This is a genomic window from Frankia sp. Allo2, from assembly GCF_000733325.1.
In the GTDB taxonomy this organism is placed as follows: domain Bacteria; phylum Actinomycetota; class Actinomycetes; order Frankiales; family Frankiaceae; genus Frankia; species Frankia casuarinae.
In genome coordinates this window covers 1-1,575 of sequence record NZ_JPHT01000108.1, presented here as the reverse complement: position 1 = coordinate 1,575, position 1,575 = coordinate 1, and the positions used below count along the sequence as shown (strand labels likewise).

Genomic DNA, 1,575 nt, shown 5'->3' with positions numbered 1-1,575 from the left:
AAGCGTGCAGAACGCCCACTCAGGTCAGGATTCCTGAGCCAAGATCTTGACGCGGGACACCTACAGTCCCGGGCAGCTTCAGGATGTTCCTGGCTGGTGTAGCCAGCGGGGCGGGTGGTGCGGGAGGCGGTGTAGCGGGCGCGGTGTTGCTGGTTGGTGACGTTGGTCAGGCCGAAGGCGGTGCGGTAGATGAGTTGACGCTCGTTCCGACCACGGCCGGCCCAGCGGCCCCGCCGCCGGGCGCAAGGCGCGCCGCCATCTCCATGTTCGGTTTCATCCTTTCTGATCGGGTCTGCAAGCCAGCGACAGACCCCCGCCTTTCAGGATCTGCATTAGTCGGGCAGCTGCGTGGGTGAGGGGGATGACTTCCTGCTCGATCCGGCGGAATGGGGTGGGGCCCGCAGTCGCGATGGTGTTGTACGCGGTGGCCTCGGCTTCGGTCAGGTGTGGCAGGGTCGTCGGTGATGGCTGGATGGGACGACCCGCCTTGTCGTGGTTAATACCGTGCTGAGCGTAGTGGTGCAGGTCTGTGGCGCCCATGAGGATGGAGGTGACGTGCTTCGCTGGTGCGCCGTCTGGTGCGGGCTCGGCTAGCGCAGCGCGAAACTGGTCGAGGATCGTGTACCCGTCCGCGTCGATGTCGCCCCAGTAGACGATGTGGTCCGCGGTGCGGATCCAGGGAACGTTTGCTAGCAGGGTGGCTGCGGCTTTGCCGCCGCCCTCGACCACTATTGTGTCCCTGACTGGCGGGAACCAGAGGCGGGAGTCGCGGTTCTCGACGACGAGGACCACGCGTGGCTGGTAGGCGATGTCATGTACGTCACCGGTGGTCCAGGCGTCGTGCCTGCGGCGGCCCGATGCGGCGTGGTCGGGATCGACATATGTCAGGTGCATGACGGTCAGCCGGGGTCTGACTTCGTGTCGGACATCGCGGCCCGCGACATCGCGCAGCAGCGCGCCGTGGGTGTCAAGCCATTTGGTGTGCATACCGGGGACCGGGAGTTGCCGCAGAGTCCAGTTGCCAGCGTTGGGGTGCTGGTGTAGCCAGGTCACGGCACTGAGTAGTACCTCCACGTCGATGGCCTGGAGGCGGTAGACGGCCCGAAGGGTGGCAGGGGTGATGATCGCGTTGGCGGACCGTAGCGCCGATGCGAGCACGCGGGCACGGTTGATGTCCACGGTCGGTGGTGCAATGCCGGTTCGGGTGTCGGCGATGGTACGTATTCGGAAATCCCGTTGGGGCATGATCGTGGGCGGCGTGACCGTGGGGCACTCCGCTGGGGTCTCGGGGGTCGGGGTCAGCCGGGAGGCTGTTGCCAGGTGGTGAGGTCCTCGGGGCTGGCGGCCCAGGGCAGGAACCGGTCGAGGTCGGCGCCGGTCGGCGGCTTGCCGCCGGCCCGGCCGCAGGCGTCGAGGTAGTTCTCCAGGTAGGTCAGCAGGTTCAGGTTGTGCATCGCGGCGGTCGCGGTGACCGTGAAGATCGTGGCGGCGTGGCGGGCGGTGTCCTCGGTGCGGGAGCCGCCGGCGTTGCGCCGGGTCACGACCGGGCCCCTGATCGCCCTTTCCGCCGGGTTG

At 67.4% G+C, this 1,575-nt stretch carries 2 pseudogenes; both read right to left on the bottom strand.

The window, feature by feature from the left end:
* Nucleotides 1-273: 273 nt before the first annotated feature.
* A pseudogene (locus ALLO2_RS23005) lies at nt 274-1,215 on the bottom strand (Wadjet anti-phage system protein JetD domain-containing protein); the annotation flags it as partial.
* A gap of 83 nt (nt 1,216-1,298) precedes the next feature.
* A pseudogene (locus ALLO2_RS23000) lies at nt 1,299-1,575 on the bottom strand (IS66 family transposase); the annotation flags it as partial.